The following is a 23,489-nucleotide window of genomic DNA, read 5'->3' as shown; positions in this document are numbered from 1 at the left end:
CATGCCTGAAGGGGAAGCCAGATGAGCATCTTTTACCGGGCCGCCAAGATCGCTGAAGAGGTCCATGCATCGCAACGCGACAAGACCGGCCAGCCTTACATCGAGCATTGTCGGCGTGTCGTTGATGTTGTCGAAACGATGGATCAGAAGGTCGTCGCCTATCTCCATGACGTGCTGGAAAAGGGCGAAGGCTGGAACCGGACCAAGATCGAAGATGCGGGTTTCGGACCGGCGATTGCTTCGGCTGTTGACGCCATTTCACGCAGGGACGGCGAGGATTATTTCGCGTTTGTGCGACGCGCTGCATCTAACCCGCTGGCGCTGCCGGTAAAGCGCGCGGATCTGGAAGACAATATCTGGCAGGCGCGACAAGTTGGGGCATCTACTGTCAAATACGAAGAGGCACTACGCATTCTTGATGAGGAGTTTCCGCGCCGCTAACATACCCGAGGCTCAGCCCGGCTCGGTGTGCGCACGAGCGAGCTACTCCAAGACGTGGGGCGTATGCCGCTTGTCCTCCAACGGATCGACATCGATGCGCGCCTTGTCGGGGTCGAACGCGCCGTGACGCGCTATTGCCCTCGCCCCGGCCTGAGGAGTCTCATAGGCCCACATGAAATCGTCAGCCGCGCTTCCCACGGCATGGACACGCCAATAGCTGGCGGTGCCTTTCGATGGACTTTTGGTGGTGGTGTTGGTCTTTTCAAAAAGGTCGAAATAAATATCGTCGAAAGGGATGTAGAAAACAGGCTCATAGCCCTCTTCCCTAAGCACCTTAGCTCGGTCCGTCGCAGCAACAATGGCGTCAGAAAATCGTACCGTCACTGTGCCGGCAAACGGCTCTATGGTCAGTTGGTGCGGGTTGTGTGTTGCAGTTGCGATTGAAGCTTGCATATCAGTTCTCCTTGCAACAGGCGTTATGAGATCGAAGGTCATTTGCTCGGCGGCACGGTAGCTGGCTGGTCACCGCCAGTCGTAGACTTGGGCCTGGTATCCTGATCGACCGTCGGGTTCTTGTTGACAGTGTCGGTGTTGGCTTTTGTCGGCTCGGTGCTATTGTCGCAGGCAGCAAGCGCCAGACCAGCGACCAAGATTAGCAATGGCAAGGTTTTCATTGTCGAGGCCTCCTCTGGTTGATATCGACCAACGAAGCTCAGGCGTCTTGGTTGCTTGGGTGGGTCTTCAACCGCTGCTGCTTTTCGTGCCAACTCCAACCATTGGAGCGGCCGATACGCGTTCGGCCTCCGGGCCTTCCGCCTCTATTTCCTGTACGGCCTGGTCCCAGTGTTCCTGCTCTCGTCCGGCAGGACGACCCTCCCGCTCCCAAATTTCGTAGGCTCGCCGTTTGATGCGCGCTTCCCTGCTGTCCATGACTCGATCCTCCGATCATCAGTCTCAATTCCAGATGATATTTTTTGTTCCCTTCGGCAGTGGCTGCCGCCGGAGCCGCGATCCCGGGCAAGGCGCCGGTGGCTTGCGTGAAGGAGCAGCTTGGTAATTTCCGTACCAACATTTTTTGATGACACACCGAGGCGGGCAGATTTATCAATCCGACTATCGATGCGTGCCTGCATACCCTCTTCCGTTCCACGCCCGGCGCGCGGTGCCTCAACCCCGTCGGATTGAAAGATGTGACGGCCGTTGCTTCGAGAGCAAGGTGACGCCCATGCGGGAATTGCCGAAGGACATTGACGCCGATGTCGTCATTGAAATCAGCAAGCTGTTGGATGACAGCCCGCTTTTCGTCCCGGTGCGAGTTCATGAGCTTGCGACCAGGGTGAGGCAGCGGGTGAAGACTGGTTTGCCAAATCGTTCGATCGAAGAATTGATCGTGGAGATGGCCTCTGTGCGCCAATTGGCCATGGCCTTTGACCTGCTTGGACCGGAGAATGTCGTGCGCATCCCACTGCGTCGCCCGCGCCGCTAGTACTGCGGATTTCAATTTGCTACCGCTGTTGCGTGCCCGCCCGACTCGGCGCGGAACCTAAAGCGCGCCCGAGAATTGGATTGCAGGACAATCGACCTTCCAATTCGGGTCCCGCCATGCCTCTAAGTCCAGACTGGCAGATATCGCGGCGCGATTGGTTTGACTGTGCTTGCCGGTGCGTTGACCGGATTGAATCGCGAAGCGCGCGGTCATTCGGCGGGCTTCAGAACGACTATCCTCGTCGGACTGGCCGCCGCCTTCAATGGTCCAGGCAAACATATTGCTGGAAGTAGGCGGCAAGAATCCCGATTCATTTGCCTCGATGGATGTGTTGCGCTTTCCGCTTGGCGTGTTGACAGGCGTCGGCTTCATCGGTGGCGGCGCCATCCTTCGCCGAGGCGATCTTGTCAGTGGGATCACCACGGCCGCGACCTCGTGGGTGATGACGGCGATCGGTTTGGCATTCGGCGGTGGTCAATATGGCTTGGGAGCGGCCGGGACATTGCTAACCTTGATGACGCTTCTCGTGCTGAAATGGATCGACCTCCGCATTCTACGCGACCACCGTGCTGAGCTGGAAGTCACGTGGAAGGATGGAAAGGCGGACGATCTGCCCGAAATCGTCAAGGCGCTCGGTTACCGGGTGCGGTTGGTCGGCCTTAAGCGTCGTACGGATCGCGACGATCCGTTATTTTCCTTCGAAGCTGGCTGGACCCGGCCGGATCGTAGCAGCCCGCCAACGGAGTTGCTTGCATTGATCGAACAGCACGCGAAATCACAAAGTTCCAGTTGGTCCGCGAGCCTATGCACTGATTGACTTCGTCACACGCTCCATCCGGAGATCTGGATAAGCGACGCCTCCAACAGCCCGCTCGATCGCCGCGTCGGTGAAGACGTGGTCGTTCAACGCACCGCAGCGCGAAGCGCTGATATGAAAAGCACCAGCAACGCCAAGGCATTGAGGCCGGCGGCGACGGCGTGCGAATATTCCCACTGGCGCCGCAGCAACTCCCAGTTTTCAGGCAAAACGGTCCAGTTCCGGGTTGCCTGGTTGATCGGATAGGTCAGCGTCCAGAAGGCAAGTTGGGTGGCACCGATGCTGATGAAGGCAAGGACAACAAGGCCGAATGACCCACCTGACCTGTAGAGCAGGACTGCCAAGGCGGCTGTGGAGAGCAATGCCCCTAGCACCACGATGCCGAACAGGCTCCAGCCGTCGTACGCGCGTTGCGCGGCCAAGTAGCCCGTTCCATCCAGCTTCATCTTGTTGAACATCGAGAAGAAGTGCGCACCGGCCGGGACAAAGGCCAATGCGACGAAGATGAAGCTGATAACCCTCAGACCGTAAATTGCCATCCAGGTCTCCTCTCAACATAGAGCTAGGGCAATCGACGAGGTTGGAAAGGTTACTTTGAAGTGCGTATCGGTGTCGATCGGCAGGCCATCATGCGATCCGTTTGCGTTCTTTGACGCTCACGAATCCCCATCTCGGAACAAACTTTTTGGTGAAGTTTTATCCGTTGAAGGAACGTCTTTTCTCAGGGAGATTTCCTATGAAACAAGTTCTCATCACCAGCATGCTGGCGATCGGGCTCGGCTGTGGAACGGCGATGGCGCAGACACAACAGCCGGCCGAAAATCAATCAGGCGCGGACACCAATTGCGCCTCTGGAAAGGCGGTTCAAAGATGGGCGAGCAGGAACAGCGCAAGGCCAAAGGCCAGACGGACCAAAAGGCACAGGGCGAGGCTGGCGGCACTACCGACCAGCAGGCGCAGGGGCAAGGCCAAGGTCCAGACCGATCAGCAGGCTCAAGGCAAGGCTGGCGCCACCACGGACCAACAGGCGCAGGGCAAGGTCAAGGTTCAGACCGATCAGGCGCAGGGCAAGACCCCTACGCCGGACACAGAAAACCCAGATCACCCAGGTGATCAAGGAGACGAAGGTGGAGCCGGTAGCCAGTGTGGATTTCGATATCAACGTCGGCGTCGAAATTCCGCGGCACAAGATCAGGCTGCATCGCTTGCCGGCGCGCATCGTCAAGATCGTCCCGGCTTACGAAACCTACGAGTATTTCCTGCTCGCCGACGGGCGGATCGTCATCGTCGATCCGGATACTCTCAAGATCGTCTTGATCCTCACCTAGCATGTCGTGCCGTTGGTCCGCCCTATCAAATGACGGTGCGGACTGACCCTTGCCGTACAGCTATGAGTTCCGAGCTAGTCGCCGGTGTCTTCGTGAACCAGGTCACTCTGAGACGCCCGAGTAGCCCCGGCCTTTCAACAATCCGGCCAGATGGGCAGCGTTTGAGGCGGCCATTTCGATCGCACCTGTGACCTTTTCCGGAGTTGCTTGCAGGTCGACATAGTTGACGTCCCCCATGGCCTCGCCAACCCAGTAGACTCCGCCATTGGCGGGGACGGTGAAGCCAACGTCATTCAGCGCCTGAAAGCATTCAGCGTGACAGTGATGGGCACCATCCTCATTGCCGACGATGGCCACCAACGCCACCTTTCCTGCTGCCGGCATGCGTCCTTTGTCGTCGGTCTCCTCGAGAAAAGCATCCATGCGCTCCAGGATGCGCTTGGCCACGCTTGAGGGTTGGCCAAGCCAGATGGGCAGCCCGAGCACGAAGATGTCTGCCGCCAGGATTTTCTTCCTGAGTTTCGGCCAATCGTCACCCTTGCCCATGTCGGAAAGCACGCCGGGTCTGATATCGAGGGAGAGCGCACGCACAATCTCACCCTTCACTTCGTATTGCATCAGCGCCGCCAGGACATCTGCAAGTAACCGATCGGTGGACGATCTTTCTTTGTCGTCAGCGGCCTTAAGCGAGCAGTTGAGGGCGAAGGCCGTAAGCGGCATTTGAATCTCCTTTTGTCCTAACAACAAACTTCTGCGACCACTTCGCGGCAGCGCGTTCATGCAACTCCCGCGGGATCGCCATTCAACGCCAGCGTTAAATGCTTGTTCCGCGGATGGAACCAGCGGGGTAGATCGTTAGCTGGGCTGCTGCTCAACCGCGGCAGGCCGGCTGCGGATTCATTGCGGATTTGCCAGCACAAGCCTTGCGAAGTCGCACCAGCCCTGCCCACGAACCGAACATCGACGGCGCGATCACATGCTCCACGCAGCCTTAAGAGTGAGAGATGCCTCGAACACCTCGACCCCAGCATCATCACGCATTTTGATAGTTATTTTGACGCGGTCGCGATCCGGCATCTCGTCGCGAGCAACATCATGCAAGATGCGAAGTGCTTCCGCCCTTGCGTGATCCTTCGATTCGAACAGCTGGCCATTCTCATCCGATACCAGGCCGTCGCTGTTATAAAGATCGAAATAATAGCGTTTCATTCATGCCACGTGACAAAGCTCTAGCGTGCTAAATTCGTTGCCATATGTATGGTTCCCTGTCCGTACTGGTGTTTGCGCAAAAACTGGCGCAGCCTGTCAAATGATAGCGTTTGTCATCTTCCGAAGGCCTAGGTTTCCGCTCCCAACACATAGGCGATCGGCGTCTCACACCCGACTGCTTCGAGGCTGCCATGTTGGAACCCCTTTATCTGCAACTCGGTCAGCATGACGAGCTGTCGAACGAAGAGAAGGCTCTGCTGGCCGATACGATCGCCTTTGGAAGAGATTTTGACAAAGGCCAGGACCTCGTCTCGACAGGGTCGCGGCCAGCCTACAGCACCATGTTGCTCGACGGCTTGGCGGCTCGCTACAAGGTGCTCGAGAATGGCGGCCGCCAGTTCACGTCCTTGCAGGTGCCTGGCGACTTCGTCGACCTTCACGCCTTTCTGCTGAAGACGATGGACCACGGCATCGTTGCACTCTCGCCTTGCCGTGTCATGTTCGCGGACCACAGCAAATTGAGGACCATCACCGAGCGGGCGCCGCACCTGACCCGCCTGTTGTGGCTCGACACACTGGTCGACGGCGCCATTCACCGCGAATGGATCGTGGCAATGGGCCGGCGCTCCAAGACCTCGCATTTGGCTCATCTCATTTGCGAGCTCTTCGTGCGCCTGCAGGTGGTCAAGCGCACCAACGACATGAGTTTCAACCTGCCTCTTTCGCAAGCCGAGATGGCCGACGTACTGGGCCTGTCGGTAGTTCATATGAACCGGGTGATCGGATCCCTGAAAAAAATCAGGGTGATCACCTGGACGAACCACACAGTCACCATTCTGGATTGGGATCAGCTTGCAGAGCTCGCTGAGTTCGATCCAACGTATCTGAGCATGAACAACGAACCCAGGTAGGGCTTAAGTTGCCGCGCTGCTACCCTCATCGAAGAACTGAATGCCCCGCACCGCCGCCTTCTTGGTGATCAAGCCTTTCAGATCAGCGTCCGATCGGCTTGTTCCGGTCTGCTCGCGCAACATGGCTATGGCTGCCTGCATCGACAGAAAGGGATTTTCCAACACCGCGTCGAGTATGGTGTCCACGGACTCAGCAATATCGATCGGTTCGGGATTTATCGCCATCGCTACTGGTCCATCTGACCCGCCCGCCGAACTCGACGGCGTCTAAAGGCGCCTGATTTCCGCGAGCTTCAAGCGAAGCCGTTGACCTTCGGCGTAGGCAAGCGCGAAGGATTCAAGATCGAACTGGCTGGTGGTTTCCCGGCCATCGTTTATCACCCGCACGAACCACTCCCCGCACGCCTCAACCACCTCAATCTGTGCTGCGACATTGCTTCCGTTTTGGGGGTTATCCACCGGTATCCTCCCATGGCTGGCGAAAGCGGAATTATCCCGCCAACCGCGGGACCGTCATTCAAATTTGATGAGTTTTCACTGTACGAATCTTACCAAGCGGTTTTTTTCGCCGAAGTTTCGTGAAGCTTGGAACTCTCGATAAGAGGATACACAGGCCTGAGCGCTCGATTTCGGATGCATGGCTACTGGCTTGCCGATGTCACACGCCAGACGGTGTTGCCGACATCGTCGGCTATCAACAATGCACCCGCTTTGTCGACGTCAACGCCCACCGGCCGTCCATGCGCCTGATTGTCATTGTCGAGGAAACCGGTGACGACATCCTGTGGCTTGCCGTCAGGATGGCCGTCCTTGAAGGCAACGAACACGACCTTGTAACCGTTGAACTTCTTGCGGTTCCAGCTGCCATGCTCACCGACAAACGCGCCGTTGCGATAGGATTCCGGCAGCCTAGTTCCGGTGTAAAACGCCATGCCGAGGGGGGCGACATGGGAACTCAAGGCATAGTCCGGAGCGATGGCCTTGGCGACCAGATCCGGCCGCTGCGGCATCACGCGCGGGTCGACATGCTGGCCATAGTAGCTGTAGGGCCAGCCATAGAACGCCCCGTCCTTGACCGATGTCATATAGTCGGGAACCAGATTGGGACCGAGCTCATCGCGCTCGTTGATGACCGCCCACAGCGCGCCGCTCTGAGGCTCCCAACTCAGCCCGTTGGGATTGCGCAAACCACTTGCGAAAATACGATAGCGCCCGGTTGTCCTGTCGACCTCCCAGATGGCGGCCCGGTCTTTTTCGGCCTGGATGCCGTTCTCGGTGATGTTGCTATTGGAGCCGATGCCGACATAGAGCAACGATCCGTCGGGACTGGCGACTAGGGATTTGGTCCAATGATGGTCGATAGGCCCGCCGGGCAGCGGCGTCAGAACGGTACCCGGCGCCGTGATCTTGGTGTCGCCAGACTTATAGGGATAACGCACAATGGCGTCGGTGTTGGCGACATAGAGATCGTTGCCGACCAGAGCCACACCGAACGGCGAACTGAGATGGTCGAGGAACACGTCCTGCACGTCAGGCACGCCATCGCCGTTCGTATCGCGCAGCAGCGTGATGCGGTTACTCCCTTCGGTGCCGCCGCCCGAGGTCGCCATGGACTCGATCCACCCCATGATCAGGTCTTTCGGCCGCTTGATCGCGGCGCCGGGCGGCGCCACGGACTCGACGACCAGAACGTCGCCGTTGGGCAATGTGTAGAGCGAACGCGGATGCTTCAGGCCTTTGGCGAAGGCCTTGATCTGCAGACCCTTGGCGACCGTCGGCTTCTCATCCTCTTTCCAGCCGATGATTGACGCAACATGCATCGGCGGGACCAGATACTGGGCCGGCTCGGGCAGCGTCGGATTGGCTCCGACCTGATCGCCGGGGTCCGGCTCGTTGTCGCTGCATGCGGGCAGTGCGAAAAGCGATCCGCACAGCAAACCGAGACCTGCTACCCGTCGGATATATCTGCTGGACGACAACACGGAATTCATTCGACCACCTCCACTTGAGCACCGCCGGAACGCCATCCCAGCAGTCCGACGAGGAGTAGGACGATTACGGCTGCGGCCGACAGAGAGAGCCCTGTCGGTACGACCGAGGTCCAGGCATCACGGCTGTGCACAAGGGCATTGAAAAACGATATGACGAGCACGACCAAGCTGCCGAGGAGATATGGCCATACGGGTCCGCTCCCACCCGAAAGTCGGCCGGTTAACAAATCGACAATCGCTGCCAAGACCGCAAGTACGCCTACGACCAGGCCGGCAAAAAGCAGCCAGGCGGAAAAATCGGCCCACATCATCTCAGCGCTTCGCCAATACGTCACATCGGTCAGCAACGTGCCGATAAAACACGCATTGGCGATCGCCATTGGTGTTCGATGGTGCGGACGCCTGGTGAACACCACCATGGATTGCGCGCTGTCCATGGACATCCTCCATCCTGAAAGCTGGGCCTTTGTTCCAAACCAACTTGCGGTTGGGAGGTTCCCGGAGCGGCTTGAGTTCAAGAATTCGTGATGGCGGCCAACAACGCCGGAGAGTTTAAAAACTCACCGGTCTGACCCTTGCCGGCATAACCGCACTGCGCCGGAACAAAGCCATCCGATCCAGAGTTTTATCGGCGAATGCCGGAGACAAGGGATCTTCCGATGGCAACGACAGAGTCGCCTCGCGCCCGGGCGAGCATTATCATTCGGATAGCGCCTAAGGACATCACCAAAGCATTGATCGAGCCTGACCGCCTGACACAGTTCTGGCTGGCTTCGAGCAGCGCCCCCCTCGCCGCTGGAGCCAAGGTCCATTGGAAGTTCATGGTCCCAGGTGCGGAAGTCGATACGACCGCAACGCGGCTGATCCCTGGTCGGAAGATCGACTGGCAATGGTCGGATGGAACCGACGTCGATATCGATCTGGAGGAAGTCGACGGCGGAACCGCGGTGACCATAGTCAGCTCGGGATTTCGCGGCAGCAGGGACGAGGTGGTCGAGCACGCCTTGACCGCGACCGAGGGCTTCGCGTTCGTTCTTGCTGCCCTGAAAGATATGCTGGAATCTGGCAAAGCCAGCAACATCGTGCGCGACAAGGCACGATTGATCGAGTTGCGGAGATAGCTCCAGATGGCAGTTTCCGACAATCTTAGATCACAAGCTAGCAATTCTTTTTTGGTGCGGACACGTCGTTCTTTCGATCATTCACGGGAGGCAGTGTATGCTGCCTGGGTCACCCCGGAAATCGTCCGTCGCTGGCTTTTCGTCAGCCCGAGCAACAAGATAATTTCGGTTCAGATCGAACCGCATTTGGGCGGATTGTTCTCCGTCGAAGAATCGAACAATGAAGAGATGATCAAACATTGGGGACATTTCACGCGGGTCGACCCACCGCACCGACTGGCACTCACCCTGAATGTACCGAAGCATTTCCAAGGGGAGAGCCGGATTGCGGTCGATATCGAGCGGGCTGCGAACGGATGCCGCCTTACGCTGACGCAGACCGAGGCTGCTCCAGAAAACGCCGAGCGGATATGGCAAGGCATGTTCGACGTCCTCACCAATGTTTTGAAAGGTCGGCAGGCGTTCGAGCGACTATAAGGTGCTAGCCATTCCCCAACGGCCGGTAGCGACCGCCGTAAGTGACAATTTGGACGGTCGGTATGGTTCCTAGGGCTTGGTAGCGCCTGCAGGCGGCTTTACGGCCAAAGCCTCCACCAGACACTCAACTGGCGCGTCAGCCCTTGCATGTGCAAGGCCGCTGTAGCGGCTGCTAGGTGATCTTCCGGATTGCCATTGTCATTGGCGAGGTCTGGCGCGCGAGGCTTCATAGGCGAATTATGCGCCTTGCGTGGTCGTCGGTCCACTACTGCCGGGCGCGGAACAATTCCCTGTCGAGGCCGTTCGGACGAGTGGGAACAATCGATGGTTGATGAGCAGGGCAAGCCGCAGACCGATGGTAGAGGCACCATGGCACGCCGTCTGGTCGATGAAACTGGCATCACGGAAGCGCAAGCCGGCGAGCTTATCAGCTTCCTTGGACTGAATTGGGCGTCCTTGGTTCGCGAGGCGCGGCTCTTGAAGAAGCCTTAGCCGCTACTTCCGCACGATCCATTCCAGCAAATCGGCATCAACGTCCTCGCTACCGGTGAGGTCGCGGATAAAGTCCGAAGCCAATTCGCGCCATCTATGTTCGGGCACATGGTCTTCGATGACGGATTTGATGAAGGCGTTGCGTAAAATATCGCTGTCAAAAGCCGATATTGGAATACTGGGTTGGGGCATGGCCAACCTCCCATGATAAGGGCGGGAGCTTAGCGTTACTCTCAACCACCGGTGCGCCGTTAACCCCTAGCCGGTGACGCCCGATCATACGACTGCGGACACCGGTGCTGAATATCAAATGTTTGTACGTTTTTTACCAAGCAATTGCCGGCCAATTGACGCGCTCTACCTCCGGCAGGCGGCAATCCCCTCAAAGTTGCCGCAGTGGCCGGCGCGGGCTTAGGCAATGATGTCTCACCGGCATCATCGCGTCGGCCACTTGCACCTAAACGGACTCCCGGCCGCGGACGCGCCCATCCCGTTCCTCCAACGCTCAGGTGATGGGCCGTTCCTGCCTTGCAGGGGTCTTTGAACCGAGGTCTCCGACTAGCCGACGGTACTGCGCTTCGGGTGATCCGTAGGCGTCTCGCGCCAATTTCAGCAGGCCATTGCGATCGCGGATTGTGATCTCTCCGCGACGGGCACGGATATAGCCATAGCTCTCGATCAACTGCAGCCCCACGGTCACACCGGGGCGCCTGACGCCGAGCATGATGGAGAGAAACTCGTGGGTTATCAGAAGCCTGTCACCGACAGTTCGGTCGCTGCACATGAGAAGCCACCTCGCCAGCCGGACTTCGAGGCTTTGCCGCGCATTGATCGATGCGGTGTAGCTGGTCTGAACGTGAAAATAATGGACGTAGCGCAGTAGGAACGACCGCAAGGTAGAGCTGCCTTCCAACGCCTCGACGAAGGGGGCGGCGGCTATCCTCAGCGCTTCGCACGTCGACTGCACGTAGCAATCGAAGTTCGCCTGGTTGTCGCCCATCACCAGGGCCGACCCGGTCATGCCTTCGAACCCGATGATTCCGACTTCCGATTCGGTCGCTGCCGAGGTCTTGGCCACCACCGATGCAAGCCCGCTTTCAAGAAAATAGACAGCTTCGATCTTTTGCCCCGCAGTCTCCAGCGGCGCGCGCAGCTCCAGGAAGACGCTCTCCAGATGCGGCTTCAGCCGCTCGAAATCATCCGCGCTCATGCGGCGCAACAATTCGCTCCTGGCTTGCAGGATCTGATGATCCACGAGACGCTCTCCCCTTGGGCAAGAGCACTGGGATCTCTTAGCCGGCCGCGCCCGTCGAACGAGCGGACGGTGCCGAACCATAAACTTTGGCCGGCGCAGCACTAGGCGGGCCAGCGTGTTGGTATAAAACCGACATTGACTGCTGTGGAAAAATCGTGCGCTTCGGTGACTATCCATCCTTCGCCAGAAGACGAGCTTCCCGCAGGATGGACGCACGATCAAACCCGACCAGCGATATTATTTCGCGAATCTGCTGTTCCGTAGCGCCGGATTCCCGCGCAATTGTACGCACTGTCTCCGGTGCCAAACCGGGTCGCTCGGGTTCCTTCGCCATGACATCCCTATGCCTCGTGATGGGCAGGAGTGCGATGGTCGCTCCCAAGCGCCGGCGCCCAAACTGCGCTGCCGGCGATTTTCTAACGTACGCTTTCGTACAGACTCTTGCGAGTCAATTCGGGCCGAGGTCGAATTTCAGCAGGGCATGCGGTGATCAGTCGGACGCCCCGCTCGGAACGATTGCGTCGCTGGGAGGTTCAAATATCCCCACCCAACAGGAGTTTCGAAAATGGACCATACCAATCATGTACGTCTCACGAGCACCCAACTGACGCCGGATATTCTGGAAGGCGCAGCGATATACGACGCCGACGACAACAAGGTCGGCAGTGTTTCGCATGTACACGGTTCCGGGGCCGCCAGTCAGGTTGTCATTGATGTCGGCGGCTTTCTCGGCATCGGCGCCAAGCCGGTGGCCGTTCCGGCGAGTCAGTTGGACTTCATGCGTGACGAGGATGGCGATGTGCACGCGGTGACCAATTGGACGAAGGACGAACTCAAGAAAATGCCCGAGCACCACGACGCGTGACTTCACCCTTGACGGAGAGCGGCCCTCCTGGCCGCTCCCCGAGGATCCTTAGAGTGACGGGACCGTCTCTAGCGGGGCTATCGGGAAGGCCGATCGCATGACCGGCTAAAGCCGTTCCACAAGTCACGATCATCGACAAGCGGAACTTGCCCTGCATCGCCTCGTTGAACGCATGTCGATGCAAACGAGGCTCGGGTAGTCGCGTCGGCAAAGATTGATCGGAACAGGCTTCAAGGGAGTTTCAAAAGCCATGACGGCCAAGAAGCAGCAAACCGACAGCAAGGACAAGAAGGCAGTGCGCTTGGCAGAGACTACCGACGTCTCACCCAAGCAGGCCAAGGAACTCATGAAAAAACATGGCAAGGACAGCCCCAAGGTCGAGAAAGAAGCCAGGAACTTCAAGGCCGAAGGGTAGCATTGAAAGCTCGTGCCCGTTCGAAATTAAGGAGCGGTCCCGGTCCGTTCTGCCGCGAAGGCAAATGGGAAGCGCAGCACCAGCTTGTGGTTTTCGTCAAAAATCTCGAAGGCCAATCCGGTACGCACCGGCTTGCCTCGCAGAAGCTCTTCGGCGAGAATTTCTTTCGCCGAGGCCATCGCGTTCGCCTCGGCGCCAGCGAGGTCAGAAAATTCCTGGCCCTCGGGATCCTCCCGAAGGCTTCCATTCTCATCTCGAAGATAGAAAAAGTACCTAGACATTTGACTCGACTCCTGCTGGTCATCGTACAGCCGGCGCAGTGCCGGCGTCCGCACCATGCCAAAGCGTAGCAATCAAGCCCGACTCGCAGCCTCAGGCTTCGGTGGCTGCCGTGCCCGATTGTCAAAGAGCACACCAAGGCCGTGCTCGATGGCGCAGGCCACGATCAGATCATCGAAAGCTTTCCCCCGGCCGCGGGCAACTTGGCATCCACCTCTCGAATTGCAGCCCCGGCCTTGGCCATTGGAAACCACATCGTGGCGTTTCTTGCGTGTTTCGACATATTGCTCGACCAGGGTTTTTCAGGCGCCTCACCCGCACGTCGTCTGTAAACATGGGCTCCTCAGCCAATGCCTGAAGTAAGGCTGTCGGCCGTCCGTGCCGACGATGCCGGGGGTTAGCCGGATTGCTCGCACAATATTTCGATGGCAATTTGGTTCCCCGGCCCGCCCGCTTGGTAAGTTTCGTACAAAGGATTCCACGTGCTACGACCCGGCCAGACCCTGACTGTCCGCGGTGAAGATGTGAGTTGCCGCTTGGGCATCCGCGCTTCGAAGGGTCGCCGGAGTAGGGAGTAGACTGCGACCCCTTTGCTGTGAGCGCACCATCCTTTGCCTCAACCACGCAAAGAGTCTATTCCAACCAATCGTTGCGCGAACCGAGCAGCGGCCAAACGCGCTTTCATTGTAGCGCCGATATGACAGTCACAGACGATGTCGTGCAGTTGCCAGTCGCTCAACTCGAAGAAGCGCTTTGCTTCGCCGTAGGTGTCGTCTTTCAGGCCCGATGCGCGAAGCACGGGGTCTTCGAAGGCAACCGCAATCGCCGATCCTTCGCCACGCACCCTGCCACGTTCCTCCGAGTGCAAATATTCCGTACCTGTAAACGCTGCGAGGTGTCGCTCTGGATGTTGATCGAGAAGTTCGGCCCAACGCTCGATACGCTGGGTCCGCGTCGCTCCCGTATATGCCGCCGTGGATTCTGGCGACGGCATGCAGTTGGTCGAGTGTCTGATGTTTCATGGCAGGCTCCTGTCGAGAGTGAGAAGCGCCCACGCCTTCAGGAGAATTATCGCACGGTGATGCCTCGACAAGGGCCGGAGAGCGAAGCGGCCGGGATCGTGAATGTCCACAGCGCATTCATGGAGAGGGGCGGCGACACCGGCTATCGATCCAGGACCGAGGCTGTTGCATCCTGCGGCCGCAGCTACTTCTTGATGATGTTTCCGTTGCGCAGGTCGAAGGCTTCGGTATCGCGAGCCTGGCGGTAGAAATCATCCTGCAGCTCGCCCCATTCGCCCAGAAAGGCACCGCACTTGCTGCAATGAATTGGCGTCGACTCCGTGGCATCGTCGGGAATGTCCATCTGGATCGTCCCGCAAGCCTTGCAATCGAGTTTGTCGTCCAACCGGCGTTCCATTTTCCAAGGATCGCGCATTTCCTGCCATGAACCAATTGTCGGTTTCATACCAAGCGGCATCGATCGGCGTCACGTCGTTCGGCCATCGATCAACCGCGAGAGTCAAAAAGGACGGCGAGCCGCCGTTCCCTTGCCAGATCGACGATCTTCTCCGTCAACTCATCGTCCGTATCCTGCAAAAAAGGCGCTTCCCTGCGCACGGCCTCGATAGCCGCCTTGACCGAGACGATATCGCCATATCGGGCATTTCGAAGCTCTGATGCCAGAAAATCCCTAGCGGTACCGACAGGTCTTATTGCCCATCTGGCGATGCTCATGCGGCTCCTCCCCATGGTCATCTCGGCGTCATTTTGATCCTGTCCACGACGCAGATCAATCGATTGTACGGTTCCGTACTGAACCGCCAACCCGATACGACATAACAGAAGGATGACGTCACTGGGGCCTCGGTTTCCAGCGTGACTGATCGTCATCACAATCACGCATCGGGATAGCCTTCTCACCATCCTCTGCCTCTGCCACTGCAACGAAGGTAATGCCGGCGCGGCGACCTCACCTCTCTTACGCTTAAGCGGTTCCGGGGTCGGGCAGTGGCAACCATCGCTCAAACGACCAAACTAAGGTGCAAAGGGGCCGTTCGCGTTGTGAATATCTTCTAGCCCGGGCAAACGCGTTGGCCGTGCCGCCATTGCAACTTGCCTAAATTGCCCTGCGTCGGCCACATGCAAAGCAGTCAAAGCCGCAACATTGTCTTGCTTTCCGTCCCATTTTACGGGCGCTGGGTAGGCAATCCCTTGATGCTGCGTTTTCTGGAGCGCTGACAGCACACTTCGACGGGTGGGCGCATTCTCGGAAGCCACAGCCGCGACTATTGCTTCGATCAGAACGGTCGCCGCGTCGTAGCAGTTGACGGCGTAGTTCCCAACAGGCCCGAAGCGGTCAGCATAGCGTGAAGCAAACTCGCTCGAGCCTGCGACCATTCCAATTTCTGGACAAGCCGAGAGAACGAGCACGCCCTCCCCGCGCTCAGCGACCTCTCCGGTCGGCTCAAGAAAATTCCAAACGTCCCAGCAGCCGTCGCCGGTCGCCAAAAGGTGCTGCAGGCCCGCCGCTCGCATCGCTTTCAAAAGTGGTGCGCCTTCAAATGTGCCGCCGTAGAAAACGAGATCAATGTTTTCTGGAAAACTCCCCACAATGGAGCCAAACTCGGTCGTTCCTTCCTCGACGACATATTCTCGAACCGCCGTTCCCCCAATTTTCTCGAAGGCGCGAACAAACTCCTCGCTCATACTCTGGCCATAGACCGTATCGGTTTTTACCACGACAGCTCGCCGCTTTTTCAGTTGGCCGGACAGGTGGTCGGCTATTGCCGAAGCGGTTTCATCGTCACGATTGGTGAACCGAAACACATTTGACCAGCCCTGTTCCGTCAGTCTCGGATTTGAGACGATGGGCGAGACAAGGGGCATCGACGCATCGCAGTAGGTCTGAGCCACCGCCAAGGTGACATTGCTGTTGTAGTGCCCAACAACGCCTAGGACGTCATTGTCTTCTATCAATGCCGTAGCGACTCGATTGCCTTCGGATTCATCACCCTTGTCGTCACAACGAACCAGTTCAAAAACGATGTCCGGGCCGTCCCGACTGGCATTCGCGTCCTCGATAGCCAGTTCGACTGCCTGAGCCATCTCAAGACCGAGTTTTGCGCCCTTGCCGGACAGCGGTGCGACGACACCGATTTTCACCGTTTTGCGACCGCTGGGATTGTTTGCTCCGTCGACCATGAATTCGTCTCCTCTCGTTTCGACCTGTGATTTGCGAGCAGCAAGCCGGCCACCGATGCGATGACCAGCAGACCGCCGACTACCGTGATGACCGTGAGTTCTTCGCCCAGGAACGCCCACCCCAGCAGTACAGCGATGGCCGGATTGACGAAGGTGTATGTCGCGACCAGCGTCGGCGGGACCCTCTTGAGCAGCCAGATGTATGATCCAAACGCTACGACCGTGCCGGCGAGGGTGAGATAGCACCAGCCCGCCAGGGACGTCAGTGATATAGCCGACAGGTCGATGTTGGCAGGTTCGCCCCGCCACGCGCTCAACAGCAACAGCACCATCCCGCCGGCGACCAATTCCCTGCCGGAAAGAACGACCGATGACGCCGAGTCCTTGTGACCTTCGGCAATGATCGTGCCGAGAGCCCACGATACTGATGCGGCAAGCAGCAGCAGAATGTCAGAAAATTGGAGCGCTGCCGGACCTTCGATGCTGCGCCAGGCGACCAGCACAACACCGCCCAGACCCGGCAAAAGCAACAGCATCGTTCTGGCCAAAGGTTGATCAGATCTGCCAAGGACGCTTCTGCCACCAATGATCCAGAATGGAATTGTTGCCAGCAGGAGGGCGGCGAGCCCCGACGGCACTCGCTGCTCCGCGTAAGCCAGTACGCCGTGGCAGCCGACGAAAAACAGGATGCCACAGACGCCGGCCCGCAGCCATGATTTCGCCGAACCTTTCCCCCCGCCGGTGATGCCTGCAAAGGCCAACAAAAGCAGGCCGCCGACAATCGACCTCGTACCCATCAGCGCAAAAGGAGGCATGGTTTGCAGGGCGAGAGCCAATGCGAGATACGTGGAGCCCCAAATGAGATAGATTGCAGCAAACCCGAACAGGATTGGCGTATTTGCTCTTGAATTGGGCGCCATCAATTTATAACCTTCTAAAGGGTTAGGCATTGGAATAAAACCTAATAGCGGCATTGGTTCCATGACAGGCGCAAGTTCTCACGGTCCCAAGTCGACAAACGCGGATCCGCCTGTCGATGATTTGGCGATCCGCTTCGTGAACACGGCGGCATGGAGATTGCGCTCCGAGGTCGAAGAGCGGTTACGCTCAGCCGCTGAGTTGCTGTTGTGGCTGCAATCCAATGGGCTGCTGAGCAAGGACCAGCACACGCGTCTGCAACTTGTTGGGAAACAGGATGAAGACCTAGCAAAAACGCTCTATGAAAGCGCAATTGCCTTGCGTGAACTGATCTACAATCTTCTCAGCTCGCGCATCGACCGCAAGGCCCCTGCTGAGACAGACGTCGCCGCCTTCAACAACTTCCTGTCCCGCCATGTTCAGAGTCCTGGCATCGCCTGGCGTGCGGGCGTGTACAGGTGGGAGGTGCCGAGCGTCCAAGCCGCTGACATAACCCTGTTGATCCCCATTGCTCTTTCGGCAGCCGAACTTCTGACCGGCGTCAGGGCAGATAGGATTCGTCAGTGTCAGGACGACAGGGGGTGTGGCTGGCTTTTTATCGATGAAAGCCGAGCACAGAATCGTCGCTGGTGCTCGATGGGAGATTGCGGCAACCGGGCAAAGGCCCGGCGGCACTACGAACGGACCAAGAAACAGAAGTCGTCGAGCGAAAAGAGTTGACCAGTGTGAGCCATTCTGTTCGGCGGGCGGAGAAACTCAGGCAGGCTATCTTGCGGGCTCGGCGACCACCCGCGTTTTCCGCAATATCCGCTACGACGTCGAGGACTGGCTGATCGGCGCACACGCTCTAAGCTTAAGAGCTAGACCAACAAGCCTTGGACGTATCGAGGGACGAACGCATTGAGGGCCTGATTACCATGACATCTCAACATGCCGTAGTAAGTATCGGGAACGATGTGAAATTGCATTTTGCCGCATATGGAGAAGGTCCGCGCACCGCCGTTCTGCTTCACGGTTTCCCGCAGACCGGTCACGAGTGGCGCAAAGTCTCTCCGCTTCTGGTCGAAATGGGTTTTCGCGTCATCGTCCCGGATTATCGCGGTGCGGGCGGCTCGTCGAAGCCGGCCGGCGGTTACGACAAATGGACGATGGCCGGTGACATAGAGGCTCTCCTTCGCGAACATCTCGCTGTCCAGCAGCCAATTGCGCTCGTCGGTCACGATATCGGCGCAATGGTGGCTCTCGCCTTCGCATTCCGCTTTCGCGAGTTCGTTTCGCACCTCGTCCTTATCGACGCGCCTCTTCAAGGGACGTCGTTCATGACGGCGATGCGAGGTGATCCGCGCGGCTGGCATGTCGCCTTTCACCAGGCACGTGACATCGCCGAGCATCTCGTCCACGGCCGTGAGCGTGGCTATCTGCATCACATCATCGGTGTGCGGATCTTCGACCCTTCTGCTATCAGCGGTGATGACTTTGACCTCTACGTCGATGCGTATTCAACGCCCGGCGCCATGCGCGCAGCGTTCGAATTGTATCGCGCATTTGACGACGACTGCTGCGCGATCGAAAGAGCGCGCAAGCAGGGCAAGCTGGAGATGCCCCTGCTTACGTTGGCCGGCGAAGCCGGTGGTCTGGCCAAATGGATGCCACAGATGGCGCGGGAGATCGCCGCACAGGTCGACCATCGGACCAGCCCGAAGGCAGCGCATTGGGTGCCGGAAGAGGATCCGCAATTCATAGCTGAAGCCATCGCAACCTTCGTCGCCGCGCCGTAGCAACAGTAGCGACAGGATAGGATATTTGCGCCTGCCGGCACTCAAAACCCTTAGCCTGTCGGCCGTTAAATTTCGTTGCGCGATCGCCTCACAGCGGACACTGGAAACTGCGCTGGAGTTCGATGGTGCGCCAAAGCGGTCATCGGCGTGGGTGGCCGCCCGGCACGGAGCGCGTTTCTGCGATTAAAAAGTGCTGTTCCGCTATCCACTTCGATCACGCTATCGACTCCGGTCACAAAGCTGATGGCCTGCGGTCTTTTGAGTTCACGCATTCCGCAATGCGAATGGGCTGGTGACTCCGTTGGGCTGATCCAGCAGAGCGCAAGGCGGAAAACGAGCGTGTCTCATCGCGATTATTCGCTTCCGCTCGGAATCGCTCCACCCAGGTCCATTCACGAAGCCTTCGATGGTCGCTCTGGATATTTCGGAAGGGCCTTGGCCACCCAGGTCCTGGCCTCTCGTCACGGCCAAGTTCAACATAAACGGCAGCGCGAACGATCCAAGAGAAGCTGTTATAGTTTTCGAGCGGCAGGCGCTCCAGAACGTGCAGTGCATCCTCGTATCGTCCCGCCATGAAATAGGCGTAGCGGAATCCCTTACGGAATTCCGCGAAACCTAGTCCCGGTTTGCCAAGATGTGCCCTTGCGCTAACGCCAGCAACAGCCGCTCACTGAACATTTCGACAGTGGCGAACTGGTTGTTTCCGGCCGGCGGATCCGTACAGAAGCACCCATCGATCTGCCCACTGAGGAGCATCTCCATTCCCCGATCGCGTGTGATCGGCTAGAGAACCAGTTCGAGCATCGGCATCTGTCGAAGGGCGTGTGAAACGAAGCCGGTGATCAGCGCCGGCGCGATGGTGTTCACGATGCCCAGCGTCAACGTCTCGCGGCGGCCGCGAACCCGGTTGAGGGATATCGCCCGAATCCGCTGCTCCCTGTCCACGATCGCGGCGAATTCGGATCGGAGGTCGCGGCCAAGGTCAGTCAGCCGACTATCTTTTCCATCGCGATAGACCAGCATTCCGCCCCCCGCTGGATCGCGCGGGTAAGCGTGGGCTGGGACACACCGCTTCGCATGGCGGCTTCGGTGAAGTTGAGGATACCGCCAGGTTCAGGAAATATCTGATCGGGTTGAGATCCATAGGTCTGCCCTCATTCGTCCCGCCCGTTTCCAGATCCAGCAAGTCCTTCCTGGGCAATTACCACCGGCATGGAAACTATACATGCCGGCTATTGGCAATTTTTGCCCAAAGCTGCGACGATTGAGTCAGCGACCGACTGTCCAGGGCGAGACGTCGAACGGTCTGTCCATACAAGCGGCATTTCCACGAACGAACGGCAGAGGAGGCACTACCGATGAAGGCAATCGTTGTAACGGATCAGAACGCGGGAACGGCCGGAATGAAGCTGGTAGATCGGCCTGAGCCGCAGGCGGCGATCAACGACGTTGTCGTTCAGGTTCATGCGGCAGGATTCGTCAACACCGAACTGGAGTGGCCTTCGACCTGGGCAGACCGCGCCTTTCGTGACCGGACGCCGTCGATCCTCGGCCACGAATTGGCCGGCGTCGTCACCGCGCTTGGCTACGGCACTACGGGGCTTTCAGTCGGTCAGCGGGTGTTCGGCCTGTCGGACTGGCACCGCGACGGCACCCTCGCCGAACATGTCGCCATGGAGGCACGCAACCTCGCGCCGCTGCCGGGCGACGTCGACTTCACGGTGGGCGCGAGCTTGCCGATCTCGGGCCTGACTGCGTGGCAGGGCCTGTTTCAGCATGGCCGCCTTCAGGCGGGGCAGAGCGTGCTTGCGCATGGGGCTGCCGGCGCCGTCGGTTCGATGGTGACGCAACTCGCGCGGGAGGCCGGCGCCTATGTCATCGGCACCGGACGCGCCGCGGACCGCCAGAAGGCGCTCGACTTCGGCGCGAATGAATTTGTCGACCTTGGGAACGACACACTGGAAGATGTCGGCGGCGTTGATTTGGTATTCGACGTCATCGGCGGTGACATTCAGAAGCGGTCGGCAGCGCTGATCCGTGCAGGCGGCACGCTGGTAACCGTAGTCGCACCGACGGATGTTCGCCCCGCCGACGGCCGGACGAGCGACTTCGTCGTCGAGGCCAATCGCGCGCACCTATCCGAGGTAGTCCAGCGGGTTCGAGACGGAAGACTGCGGACGAACATCGGCAAAGTTTCAAGCCTGGATGATGCCGTCGCCACTTTCAACTCAACCGAGCGGCGTGCGGGAAAGACGGTTATCCGCGTTCGTCCATGAGAACTCAGCGAGAATGAGGATATTCGCAACCGTCGCACCAGCAACATTTTGGACGACCGTGGTCGATATGGCCGCAATCGGTGCGACCGCCCTCATGGGGTGGAAAGCGTCCTCTTGGCAGGTTAGACTTCACGATCATGCTGGAGCCGCTGGGATCGGACCTGTGGTTTGCGGATGGCGGAGTCGTTTCGTTCAAAGGCGTCGACTATCCGACGCGGATGGTCGTCGTCCGACTTGCCGATGGTGGGCTATGGCTATGGTCGCCAGTAGAAAAGACGGCAGCGATCGAGGGCGAGATTCGGGCGCTAGGTCCTGTTCGGCATATCGTCAGCCCCAACAAACTGCACTACCTGTTTCTGGGAGAGTGGCAGGCCGCATTCCCAGGCGCGAATTTGTGGGCAACGGCGGCGACAACCGCTAAGTGCAGGGAACTCCATTTTGCCGGGGTACTAGCCGACGATCCGCCCGCCGAATGGAGCGGGCAGATCGACCAATTCTATTTCACCAACTCGCCTTTCATGGACGAATTGATCTTCTTTCACCGGGCGTCGTGCACCGCCATCATCGCCGACCTCTCGCAGACCCTCAGCGAGACGTTCTTGAAACGTCATTGGCCTTGGTGGATGCGGCCAATCGCAAGGCTTTCGAAAATCGTCGAAATCCCCTGCCCCAGCTCAATACCCCGCTTTGGCGCGCTAAATCCGCCCAAGGTTTCTTGCTCCACCGTGTACCAACGTGATCCAGCGTGACTGATCGTGATCCACAATCACCCGTCGGGCGACCCGACGCCGTCGCGCGCCGATATCGAGATGACGAAAGAGATCATCGACGCGGCCAAGCGGTTGGGCATTTCCGTGCACGACCACATCATCATCGGGCGCAAAGGCCATTCCAGCATGAAGGGTTAGTTGCCTATCTAGGCAGCGACCCCCTATGCCGCCGAAGTCGTCTTCGCCGGATCCGCGTGGCTGTTGCTGTGACGCGGATTGGCAACTAGGACCATAGTCCGGCCGACATGGGACTTCAGTACTGCAGCAGTTTCATGGCAAGAATTCTTATGAAATATCAAAAGGTTACGGTGCCCTCTGGTTGCCAGATCGCGTATTGAGACCGCATTTGTCTAAAGTTTACTCTGTACATTTAGCAATTCCTCATACGACGCTTCCTTAGCTGTCGGGCGGATGGCGATTCCCCGAGGAGGTTACCCATGACAAACCGAAAAACTCTGTTCGCGGCGCTTGCCGCATTGGCGCTTCTGGCGTCCCCGGTGCTCGCCGGAGCCGGTGGCAACGGCGGCGGCGGTGGCAACGGCAATGGCGGTGGCAACGGCAATGGCGGCGGCAACGGGGGTGGTAACGGCAAGGGCAATGGTGGCGCCTCGCATGGCAACAGCGGCGCTTCGCACGGCAAGTCGTCGTCAGCCAAGGGACAGGTGGCCAAGTCGGAAACGGACACGACGGTCGATACGACTGAGGTCTCGTCCGTACCCAAGGAGAAGAACATCCACGCCAAGCTTGGTCGGCTGAACTCGCTGCAGCGCAACATCAACGCCTATATGAACTCGAAGAGCAAGAAGTTCGCCGCCATTCAGGCGTTTGTGACGCAGTCCGCGAAAGCCAAGGTCGCCCAGGCCGCCGCTGATGCGGCAGCCGCCACAGCGGCCGCAGCCCAGGCCCAATTGGATGCCCTGAATACGCAACTGAGCGCGCTGACGTCACTGACGGCGGCTCAGATTGCCGCCATGTCGCCCGCAGACCAGGCGGCCCTGCCTGGGAAGATATCGGCTCTGCAGGCCGAGGTCACTGCTCAGCAGGCAGTGGTCACCGCCGACAACACGGCGGCCGACCAGGCCGAGGCAGCTGCGGTCACGGCGACCGTCGGCACCGATCAGGCATCACTCGACGCGGCGCTGGCGGACATGGCCAACAAGCCCGTCGATGCTGATGTCACGGCCTGGGCCCAGGGCGTCCTCGCCGGCAAGATCGACCAGATGGCTACCAAGATCGAAGCACAGGCGACACCTTAGAGCGTCGAGCACAACCGCGGTATCCTGATTTGTCCAAGACGATGCCGTCGGGTCGGCCCGGCGGCATTGCTGTTTCTGGCCGTGCCAGAAACGCCCGACGGCCATTCCGGAGCGGCAGCTGCGAGCTAAGTTGCCGGAAAGCGCTGCGAGTCCTCGTCGACTGCTGAAATCAGATTGACAAGTCGGCCAATTAATTGAGAT

General features: G+C 58.7%; 31 protein-coding genes and 4 pseudogenes. 17 read left to right on the top strand and 18 right to left on the bottom strand.

The features are described 5' to 3' along the window. The first annotated feature begins 21 nt into the window (after positions 1 to 21). The gene (locus HGP13_RS19650) at positions 22 to 441 is read left to right on the top strand and encodes an HD domain-containing protein (RefSeq protein WP_172228319.1); all 420 of its coding nucleotides are present in this window, start codon (positions 22 to 24) and stop codon (positions 439 to 441) included. A 42-nt stretch (positions 442 to 483) separates the two neighbouring features. On the opposite strand, the gene HGP13_RS19645 is transcribed toward HGP13_RS19650, so the two are convergent. From HGP13_RS19645 to HGP13_RS19635, 3 genes are all read right to left on the bottom strand, one after another. After that, on the bottom strand, positions 484 to 894 hold the full coding sequence (locus tag HGP13_RS19645) for a DUF427 domain-containing protein (RefSeq protein ID WP_172228317.1): 411 nt from the start codon (positions 892 to 894) through the stop codon (positions 484 to 486). Positions 895 to 932: 38 nt separating this feature from the next. After that, positions 933 to 1,115, bottom strand: a complete 183-nt coding sequence (locus tag HGP13_RS19640; protein WP_172228315.1) for a hypothetical protein — start codon at positions 1,113 to 1,115, stop codon at positions 933 to 935. A gap of 67 nt (positions 1,116 to 1,182) precedes the next feature. Then, positions 1,183 to 1,371, bottom strand: coding sequence for a DUF2934 domain-containing protein (locus HGP13_RS19635; RefSeq protein ID WP_172228313.1), 189 nt, complete (start codon positions 1,369 to 1,371; stop codon positions 1,183 to 1,185). A gap of 295 nt (positions 1,372 to 1,666) precedes the next feature. Between HGP13_RS19635 and HGP13_RS19630 the strand changes: the two genes are divergently transcribed. Together HGP13_RS19630 and HGP13_RS19625 are read left to right on the top strand one after the other, a co-directional pair. Then, positions 1,667 to 1,927: a hypothetical protein gene (locus tag HGP13_RS19630; protein ID WP_172228311.1), complete on the top strand. Its 261-nt coding sequence runs from the start codon at positions 1,667 to 1,669 to the stop codon at positions 1,925 to 1,927. A 116-nt stretch (positions 1,928 to 2,043) separates the two neighbouring features. Beyond that, a pseudogene (locus HGP13_RS19625) lies at positions 2,044 to 2,744 on the top strand (MgtC/SapB family protein). A gap of 86 nt (positions 2,745 to 2,830) precedes the next feature. On the opposite strand, the gene HGP13_RS19620 reads toward HGP13_RS19625, so the two are convergent. Next, positions 2,831 to 3,283, bottom strand: a complete 453-nt coding sequence (locus HGP13_RS19620; RefSeq protein ID WP_172228309.1) for a hypothetical protein — start codon at positions 3,281 to 3,283, stop codon at positions 2,831 to 2,833. A gap of 197 nt (positions 3,284 to 3,480) precedes the next feature. Here HGP13_RS19620 and HGP13_RS19615 point away from each other — a divergent pair. Then, positions 3,481 to 4,072: pseudogene (locus HGP13_RS19615) on the top strand (DUF1236 domain-containing protein). A gap of 102 nt (positions 4,073 to 4,174) precedes the next feature. Here the strand turns inward: HGP13_RS19615 and HGP13_RS19610 are convergent. Beyond that, positions 4,175 to 4,792, bottom strand: a complete 618-nt coding sequence (locus HGP13_RS19610) for an NAD(P)H-dependent oxidoreductase (RefSeq protein WP_172234780.1) — start codon at positions 4,790 to 4,792, stop codon at positions 4,175 to 4,177. A 252-nt stretch (positions 4,793 to 5,044) separates the two neighbouring features. Then, the gene (locus HGP13_RS19605) at positions 5,045 to 5,281 is read right to left on the bottom strand and encodes a hypothetical protein (protein ID WP_172228307.1); all 237 of its coding nucleotides are present in this window, start codon (positions 5,279 to 5,281) and stop codon (positions 5,045 to 5,047) included. Positions 5,282 to 5,472: 191 nt separating this feature from the next. Between HGP13_RS19605 and HGP13_RS19600 the strand changes: the two genes are divergently transcribed. Then, positions 5,473 to 6,192: a Crp/Fnr family transcriptional regulator gene (locus tag HGP13_RS19600; protein WP_172228305.1), complete on the top strand. Its 720-nt coding sequence runs from the start codon at positions 5,473 to 5,475 to the stop codon at positions 6,190 to 6,192. 3 nt (positions 6,193 to 6,195) lie between these two features. On the opposite strand, the gene HGP13_RS19595 is transcribed toward HGP13_RS19600, so the two are convergent. After that, positions 6,196 to 6,417, bottom strand: coding sequence for a hypothetical protein (locus HGP13_RS19595; RefSeq protein ID WP_172228303.1), 222 nt, complete (start codon positions 6,415 to 6,417; stop codon positions 6,196 to 6,198). An 81-nt stretch (positions 6,418 to 6,498) separates the two neighbouring features. On the opposite strand from HGP13_RS19595, the gene HGP13_RS19590 reads away from it, so the two are divergent. Continuing rightward, positions 6,499 to 6,774, top strand: coding sequence for a hypothetical protein (locus tag HGP13_RS19590; protein ID WP_172228301.1), 276 nt, complete (start codon positions 6,499 to 6,501; stop codon positions 6,772 to 6,774). Positions 6,775 to 6,833: 59 nt separating this feature from the next. On the opposite strand, the gene HGP13_RS19585 is transcribed toward HGP13_RS19590, so the two are convergent. Then, entirely contained in the window at positions 6,834 to 8,183 is a 1,350-nt protein-coding gene (locus tag HGP13_RS19585) for a sorbosone dehydrogenase family protein (RefSeq protein WP_172228299.1), read from the bottom strand. Then, a complete protein-coding gene (locus HGP13_RS19580; protein ID WP_172228297.1) occupies positions 8,180 to 8,620 on the bottom strand; it encodes a DUF2231 domain-containing protein in 441 nt (146 codons plus the stop codon). The genes HGP13_RS19585 and HGP13_RS19580 overlap by 4 nt, the downstream gene beginning before the upstream one ends. A gap of 222 nt (positions 8,621 to 8,842) precedes the next feature. Here HGP13_RS19580 and HGP13_RS19575 point away from each other — a divergent pair, with 222 nt between their 5' ends. The 3 genes from HGP13_RS19575 (at position 8,843) to HGP13_RS19565 (ending at position 10,273) form a co-directional block, all read left to right on the top strand. After that, on the top strand, positions 8,843 to 9,304 hold the full coding sequence (locus HGP13_RS19575; protein WP_172228295.1) for an SRPBCC domain-containing protein: 462 nt from the start codon (positions 8,843 to 8,845) through the stop codon (positions 9,302 to 9,304). Positions 9,305 to 9,310: 6 nt separating this feature from the next. After that, positions 9,311 to 9,781 (top strand): SRPBCC family protein, encoded by a 471-nt coding sequence (locus HGP13_RS19570; protein ID WP_172228293.1) that lies wholly within the window; start codon positions 9,311 to 9,313, stop codon positions 9,779 to 9,781. A gap of 324 nt (positions 9,782 to 10,105) precedes the next feature. Continuing rightward, positions 10,106 to 10,273: a hypothetical protein gene (locus tag HGP13_RS19565; protein ID WP_172228291.1), complete on the top strand. Its 168-nt coding sequence runs from the start codon at positions 10,106 to 10,108 to the stop codon at positions 10,271 to 10,273. A 3-nt stretch (positions 10,274 to 10,276) separates the two neighbouring features. On the opposite strand, the gene HGP13_RS19560 is transcribed toward HGP13_RS19565, so the two are convergent. Then, entirely contained in the window at positions 10,277 to 10,465 is a 189-nt protein-coding gene (locus HGP13_RS19560) for a hypothetical protein (RefSeq protein ID WP_172228289.1), read from the bottom strand. Between the two features lie 313 nt (positions 10,466 to 10,778). Then, positions 10,779 to 11,528, bottom strand: a complete 750-nt coding sequence (locus HGP13_RS19555) for a Crp/Fnr family transcriptional regulator (RefSeq protein ID WP_172228288.1) — start codon at positions 11,526 to 11,528, stop codon at positions 10,779 to 10,781. A 565-nt stretch (positions 11,529 to 12,093) separates the two neighbouring features. On the opposite strand from HGP13_RS19555, the gene HGP13_RS19550 reads away from it, so the two are divergent. Together HGP13_RS19550 and HGP13_RS19545 are read left to right on the top strand one after the other, a co-directional pair. Beyond that, on the top strand, positions 12,094 to 12,393 hold the full coding sequence (locus HGP13_RS19550) for a PRC-barrel domain-containing protein (protein ID WP_172228287.1): 300 nt from the start codon (positions 12,094 to 12,096) through the stop codon (positions 12,391 to 12,393). A gap of 250 nt (positions 12,394 to 12,643) precedes the next feature. Continuing rightward, a complete protein-coding gene (locus HGP13_RS19545) occupies positions 12,644 to 12,808 on the top strand; it encodes a hypothetical protein (protein ID WP_172228286.1) in 165 nt (54 codons plus the stop codon). 26 nt (positions 12,809 to 12,834) lie between these two features. Here the strand turns inward: HGP13_RS19545 and HGP13_RS19540 are convergent, their stop codons facing one another. From HGP13_RS19540 to HGP13_RS19515, 6 genes and pseudogenes are all read right to left on the bottom strand, one after another. Further along, a complete protein-coding gene (locus HGP13_RS19540) occupies positions 12,835 to 13,161 on the bottom strand; it encodes a hypothetical protein (RefSeq protein WP_172228285.1) in 327 nt (108 codons plus the stop codon). Positions 13,162 to 13,698: 537 nt separating this feature from the next. Further along, positions 13,699 to 14,109, bottom strand: a pseudogene (locus HGP13_RS19535) (hypothetical protein); the annotation flags it as partial. A 184-nt stretch (positions 14,110 to 14,293) separates the two neighbouring features. After that, positions 14,294 to 14,566: a hypothetical protein gene (locus tag HGP13_RS19530; RefSeq protein ID WP_172219740.1), complete on the bottom strand. Its 273-nt coding sequence runs from the start codon at positions 14,564 to 14,566 to the stop codon at positions 14,294 to 14,296. A 29-nt stretch (positions 14,567 to 14,595) separates the two neighbouring features. Beyond that, a complete protein-coding gene (locus tag HGP13_RS19525; protein WP_172228284.1) occupies positions 14,596 to 14,823 on the bottom strand; it encodes a hypothetical protein in 228 nt (75 codons plus the stop codon). Between the two features lie 300 nt (positions 14,824 to 15,123). Continuing rightward, complete coding sequence (locus HGP13_RS19520) at positions 15,124 to 16,290, bottom strand: branched-chain amino acid ABC transporter substrate-binding protein (RefSeq protein ID WP_172228283.1); 1,167 nt, start codon at positions 16,288 to 16,290, stop codon at positions 15,124 to 15,126. Next, entirely contained in the window at positions 16,248 to 17,273 is a 1,026-nt protein-coding gene (locus tag HGP13_RS19515) for an EamA family transporter (protein WP_246707063.1), read from the bottom strand. The genes HGP13_RS19520 and HGP13_RS19515 overlap by 43 nt, the downstream gene beginning before the upstream one ends. On the opposite strand from HGP13_RS19515, the gene HGP13_RS19510 reads away from it, so the two are divergent. Together HGP13_RS19510 and HGP13_RS19505 are read left to right on the top strand one after the other, a co-directional pair. Next, positions 17,272 to 17,928 carry an ABATE domain-containing protein gene (locus HGP13_RS19510; protein WP_172228282.1) on the top strand — a complete coding sequence of 219 codons (657 nt, stop codon included), beginning with the start codon at positions 17,272 to 17,274 and terminating at the stop codon, positions 17,926 to 17,928. The two genes, HGP13_RS19515 and HGP13_RS19510, sit on opposite strands and share 2 nt — an antisense overlap. Positions 17,929 to 18,125: 197 nt before the next feature. Next, complete coding sequence (locus tag HGP13_RS19505) at positions 18,126 to 18,986, top strand: alpha/beta hydrolase (protein WP_172228281.1); 861 nt, start codon at positions 18,126 to 18,128, stop codon at positions 18,984 to 18,986. 783 nt (positions 18,987 to 19,769) lie between these two features. On the opposite strand, the gene HGP13_RS37595 is transcribed toward HGP13_RS19505, so the two are convergent. Next, positions 19,770 to 20,009: a hypothetical protein gene (locus tag HGP13_RS37595; RefSeq protein ID WP_210266314.1), complete on the bottom strand. Its 240-nt coding sequence runs from the start codon at positions 20,007 to 20,009 to the stop codon at positions 19,770 to 19,772. 335 nt (positions 20,010 to 20,344) lie between these two features. Here HGP13_RS37595 and HGP13_RS19495 point away from each other — a divergent pair, with 335 nt between their 5' ends. The 4 genes and pseudogenes from HGP13_RS19495 (at position 20,345) to HGP13_RS19480 (ending at position 23,288) form a co-directional block, all read left to right on the top strand. After that, the gene (locus HGP13_RS19495) at positions 20,345 to 21,262 is read left to right on the top strand and encodes an NADP-dependent oxidoreductase (protein ID WP_172228279.1); all 918 of its coding nucleotides are present in this window, start codon (positions 20,345 to 20,347) and stop codon (positions 21,260 to 21,262) included. 137 nt (positions 21,263 to 21,399) lie between these two features. Further along, positions 21,400 to 22,011, top strand: a complete 612-nt coding sequence (locus HGP13_RS19490) for a DUF4336 domain-containing protein (RefSeq protein WP_172228278.1) — start codon at positions 21,400 to 21,402, stop codon at positions 22,009 to 22,011. Next, positions 22,012 to 22,170, top strand: a pseudogene (locus HGP13_RS19485) (JAB domain-containing protein); the annotation flags it as partial. A gap of 299 nt (positions 22,171 to 22,469) precedes the next feature. Next, positions 22,470 to 23,288 carry a hypothetical protein gene (locus tag HGP13_RS19480; RefSeq protein WP_172228277.1) on the top strand — a complete coding sequence of 273 codons (819 nt, stop codon included), beginning with the start codon at positions 22,470 to 22,472 and terminating at the stop codon, positions 23,286 to 23,288. Positions 23,289 to 23,489: the final 201 nt, after the last annotated feature.

Source organism: Mesorhizobium sp. NZP2077 (genome assembly GCF_013170805.1).
Lineage (GTDB): Bacteria > Pseudomonadota > Alphaproteobacteria > Rhizobiales > Rhizobiaceae > Mesorhizobium.
Note: the sequence above shows the minus strand (reverse complement) of the source record. Positions and strands in the feature narration are given on the sequence as shown.

What these genes read in the sequence shown, in the direction of transcription:
- HGP13_RS19650 (WP_172228319.1), top strand. Translation starts at nt 22, where the DNA reads ATGAGCATCTTTTACCGGGCCGCCAAGATCGCTGAAGAGGTCCATGCA.
- HGP13_RS19645 (WP_172228317.1), bottom strand. Translation starts at nt 894, where the DNA reads ATGCAAGCTTCAATCGCAACTGCAACACACAACCCGCACCAACTGACC.
- HGP13_RS19640 (WP_172228315.1), bottom strand. Translation starts at nt 1,115, where the DNA reads ATGAAAACCTTGCCATTGCTAATCTTGGTCGCTGGTCTGGCGCTTGCT.
- HGP13_RS19635 (WP_172228313.1), bottom strand. Translation starts at nt 1,371, where the DNA reads ATGGACAGCAGGGAAGCGCGCATCAAACGGCGAGCCTACGAAATTTGG.
- HGP13_RS19630 (WP_172228311.1), top strand. Translation starts at nt 1,667, where the DNA reads ATGCGGGAATTGCCGAAGGACATTGACGCCGATGTCGTCATTGAAATC.
- HGP13_RS19620 (WP_172228309.1), bottom strand. Translation starts at nt 3,283, where the DNA reads ATGGCAATTTACGGTCTGAGGGTTATCAGCTTCATCTTCGTCGCATTG.
- HGP13_RS19610 (WP_172234780.1), bottom strand. Translation starts at nt 4,792, where the DNA reads ATGCCGCTTACGGCCTTCGCCCTCAACTGCTCGCTTAAGGCCGCTGAC.
- HGP13_RS19605 (WP_172228307.1), bottom strand. Translation starts at nt 5,281, where the DNA reads ATGAAACGCTATTATTTCGATCTTTATAACAGCGACGGCCTGGTATCG.
- HGP13_RS19600 (WP_172228305.1), top strand. Translation starts at nt 5,473, where the DNA reads ATGTTGGAACCCCTTTATCTGCAACTCGGTCAGCATGACGAGCTGTCG.
- HGP13_RS19595 (WP_172228303.1), bottom strand. Translation starts at nt 6,417, where the DNA reads ATGGCGATAAATCCCGAACCGATCGATATTGCTGAGTCCGTGGACACC.
- HGP13_RS19585 (WP_172228299.1), bottom strand. Translation starts at nt 8,183, where the DNA reads ATGAATTCCGTGTTGTCGTCCAGCAGATATATCCGACGGGTAGCAGGT.
- HGP13_RS19580 (WP_172228297.1), bottom strand. Translation starts at nt 8,620, where the DNA reads ATGGACAGCGCGCAATCCATGGTGGTGTTCACCAGGCGTCCGCACCAT.
- HGP13_RS19575 (WP_172228295.1), top strand. Translation starts at nt 8,843, where the DNA reads ATGGCAACGACAGAGTCGCCTCGCGCCCGGGCGAGCATTATCATTCGG.
- HGP13_RS19570 (WP_172228293.1), top strand. Translation starts at nt 9,311, where the DNA reads ATGGCAGTTTCCGACAATCTTAGATCACAAGCTAGCAATTCTTTTTTG.
- HGP13_RS19565 (WP_172228291.1), top strand. Translation starts at nt 10,106, where the DNA reads ATGGTTGATGAGCAGGGCAAGCCGCAGACCGATGGTAGAGGCACCATG.
- HGP13_RS19560 (WP_172228289.1), bottom strand. Translation starts at nt 10,465, where the DNA reads ATGCCCCAACCCAGTATTCCAATATCGGCTTTTGACAGCGATATTTTA.
- HGP13_RS19550 (WP_172228287.1), top strand. Translation starts at nt 12,094, where the DNA reads ATGGACCATACCAATCATGTACGTCTCACGAGCACCCAACTGACGCCG.
- HGP13_RS19545 (WP_172228286.1), top strand. Translation starts at nt 12,644, where the DNA reads ATGACGGCCAAGAAGCAGCAAACCGACAGCAAGGACAAGAAGGCAGTG.
- HGP13_RS19530 (WP_172219740.1), bottom strand. Translation starts at nt 14,566, where the DNA reads ATGCCGCTTGGTATGAAACCGACAATTGGTTCATGGCAGGAAATGCGC.
- HGP13_RS19525 (WP_172228284.1), bottom strand. Translation starts at nt 14,823, where the DNA reads ATGAGCATCGCCAGATGGGCAATAAGACCTGTCGGTACCGCTAGGGAT.
- HGP13_RS19520 (WP_172228283.1), bottom strand. Translation starts at nt 16,290, where the DNA reads ATGGTCGACGGAGCAAACAATCCCAGCGGTCGCAAAACGGTGAAAATC.
- HGP13_RS19510 (WP_172228282.1), top strand. Translation starts at nt 17,272, where the DNA reads ATGACAGGCGCAAGTTCTCACGGTCCCAAGTCGACAAACGCGGATCCG.
- HGP13_RS19515 (WP_246707063.1), bottom strand. Translation starts at nt 17,273, where the DNA reads ATGGAACCAATGCCGCTATTAGGTTTTATTCCAATGCCTAACCCTTTA.
- HGP13_RS19505 (WP_172228281.1), top strand. Translation starts at nt 18,126, where the DNA reads ATGACATCTCAACATGCCGTAGTAAGTATCGGGAACGATGTGAAATTG.
- HGP13_RS37595 (WP_210266314.1), bottom strand. Translation starts at nt 20,009, where the DNA reads ATGCTGGTCTATCGCGATGGAAAAGATAGTCGGCTGACTGACCTTGGC.
- HGP13_RS19495 (WP_172228279.1), top strand. Translation starts at nt 20,345, where the DNA reads ATGAAGGCAATCGTTGTAACGGATCAGAACGCGGGAACGGCCGGAATG.
- HGP13_RS19490 (WP_172228278.1), top strand. Translation starts at nt 21,400, where the DNA reads ATGCTGGAGCCGCTGGGATCGGACCTGTGGTTTGCGGATGGCGGAGTC.
- HGP13_RS19480 (WP_172228277.1), top strand. Translation starts at nt 22,470, where the DNA reads ATGACAAACCGAAAAACTCTGTTCGCGGCGCTTGCCGCATTGGCGCTT.